The following is a 1,967-nucleotide window of genomic DNA, read 5'->3' as shown; positions in this document are numbered from 1 at the left end:
CTATTAATGAATCCGCCATAGCCGACGCCAAGGAAGCTTGCAGTCACTCTGACGTGAGAGTAAGGTCGAACAACGAGGTGGTCAAACCTATACTTCACCCCATCAGGCGACAGAGCCTCAAACCCTTCCCCGGCCCCGCTGTCAAGCGCGCTTGTGCACGAAATCTGCCAGAAGGCTTTAGTGACTATCGGATATTTTGATGCCGATCCGCTGGTTGGATAAATTGGATTGGGGCTGCCTTGATCTGCAACGACAGGATTTCTAGCCAGGAGCGCCTGTTCCATTTGACCCGGAACCACCAGCTTGTATCCCTGCCAGAACGAATCAGCATAGAATGTTCCAATTTGCCCACTCATCGAAACTGATGTAGGTGGCGGAGCTGAAAACTGAGAGCAACGATTGTAATTGGTCGCTACGCCGGCGCCGTACCAGTTTGGTTCCTTTGATGTTGCAATCGTCTCAAGATGAGGGATTTCATAATCCCAGTCACCAAATAGGCCTGACAAAGCGTAGGCGGTGGGCGCGCCTGTAGCGCGGTAGCGGCCAACCCCTACAGGCAGGGCGTTGCTTCCGGGTAGGGAAAAATCACTTTGATGAAACTCCAAACCACCAGTGAACCCGTTGATGGAGTCGCCCATCAAATCGGGACCCAGCGGCTTGACAATATCGCCAGAAGGAACCCGAATGTCTTGCTCATAGACAGGGAATCCATTGGCGTCACTTCCGCCACCTTCCCCCGGTGGAAGCGCCGCCCCCGAAAGCTGAGCCATTCCTACCAAGGCCAGAAAAATTGCACTCGCGCCCAACACCCTCATCGCTTATCCCCACCATATTTTTAGAAACTTTACAATCGTACTCGCCATAAGATGGGCCGTGTGTCCCGCCTTCTTGAACTTGAAGAGCTTGTAGTCAATATTTGGGATGCTATTGTTTTGAGATGAATCGGGGCAGTCGCCTTTCAGCCATCTCCGACCAAATCCATGGGCGGTCTCAAATCTGAAGTGCAACACCTTGCCAACCGATAAGGTGTGAGGATGACGACGAGATACAGGCAACTGCAACCCGAAGAACGCGCGTAAGCTCACCTGTCAAGCAGACAGTTGATTCCTAGAGTCTGCGGCGGTTGTGGTGATCAGTCTGGGCATGAACTGTTTGGGCGGCACACCACCGAGCGAGTCATGCGGTCGGTACTCGTTGTACTGGGTCAGCCAGTCGTCGGCGATGGCCTGAACCTGCTCGATGGAACTGAACAGGTAGGCATCGAGCACCTCGGTGCGGAAGGTCCGGTTGAAGCGCTCGATGTAGGCGTTCTGATTGGTCTCGCCGGGCTCGATGTAGTTCAGGGCAATGCCTTTGCGCTGGGCCCATTCGACGAAGTCGTGGCTGGTCATCTCCGGCCCGTTGTCCATGCGGATCGACAGCGGTGGGCCGTACCACGCCACCAGCCGGTCCATCGTGCGGATCAGCATCGAGGCGGGCAGCGACTGGGCCACCTGGATCGCCAGCGCTTCGCGGTTGGCTTCGTCGATCACGTTGAGCGTTCGGAACCGCCGGCCGTCGTAGAGCACGTCGTGCATGAAGTCCAAGGCCCAACCCTCGTTGACGAGTGATCCCGCAGCCAACGGCACCGGCTCGCGCTTGGGAATGCGCCGCTTCGTCCTGCGAGGAATGTTCAGGCCCAACTCGCAGTACACCCGCCAGACCCGTTTGTGGTTCCACGCCCGCCCATCCAGGCGCAGTCGGTCGAAGCACTTCCAGAATCCCCAGCGGCCATTGCGCTCGACGACGCCGTTGAGCGCGTCGATGACCTCGGCATCCTTCTCCTGCGGCAACGGCGGCACCTTGTAGTACGCCGCCCGCGACAAGCCTGTGGCTCTGCAGGCTCGCTGAATCGACAGGCGGTGCTCGGTCATCATGACCGCCACCACCTGCCGCTTCGCGGACGGCGTCAGAATTTTTTGTCAGCA

General features: G+C 57.3%; 2 protein-coding genes. Both read right to left on the bottom strand.

Annotated elements, in window-relative coordinates:
* A partial coding sequence (locus I73_RS32805) for a hypothetical protein (protein ID WP_199899077.1) occupies positions 1–815 on the bottom strand: 815 nt, incomplete at its 3' end.
* 273 nt (positions 816–1,088) lie between these two features.
* Positions 1,089–1,952, bottom strand: a complete 864-nt coding sequence (locus tag I73_RS29360; protein ID WP_304607958.1) for an IS3 family transposase — start codon at positions 1,950–1,952, stop codon at positions 1,089–1,091.
* Positions 1,953–1,967: the final 15 nt, after the last annotated feature.

Source organism: Ideonella sp. B508-1, assembly GCF_000333615.1.
Taxonomy (GTDB): Bacteria; Pseudomonadota; Gammaproteobacteria; order Burkholderiales; family Burkholderiaceae_C; genus Ideonella.
Note: the sequence above shows the minus strand (reverse complement) of the source record. Positions and strands in the feature narration are given on the sequence as shown.